Raw genomic sequence first — 390 nt, forward strand, 5'->3', positions numbered from 1 at the left:
GCTGTATTTAAAGTTATTTTTTGTTAATAACCACCTCTATCACAGAAATTAATCCTGAAGCACATACAATTCCCTTGATTTCGAATAAGCGCTAATTTTTTCGTTCGAGCATTTAAACTCTTCCTTCGCCCAATAATTATGAGGTTCCTATGTTTGGAATATTCAAACCTATGGCGCATATCGATCGCTTGTCATCAGATAAGATCGATAGCACCTACACACGACTACGATGGCAGCTGTTTCTCGGCATCTTCGTTGGCTATGCGGGGTATTACTTAGTCCGTAAAAACTTTAGTTTGGCGATGCCTTATCTCATTGAACAAGGTTTTAGCCGCGGAGAACTAGGGGTTGCATTAGCGGCGGTATCTATCGCTTACGGCTTATCTAAGT

General features: G+C 40.8%; 1 pseudogene. It reads left to right on the forward strand.

The features are described 5' to 3' along the window. Positions 1–149: 149 nt before the first annotated feature. A pseudogene (gene glpT, locus AB4496_RS14540) lies at positions 150–390 on the forward strand (glycerol-3-phosphate transporter); the annotation flags it as partial.

This window comes from Vibrio sp. 10N.222.46.A1 (genome assembly GCF_041473595.1).
In the GTDB taxonomy this organism is placed as follows: domain Bacteria; phylum Pseudomonadota; class Gammaproteobacteria; order Enterobacterales; family Vibrionaceae; genus Vibrio; species Vibrio tasmaniensis_A.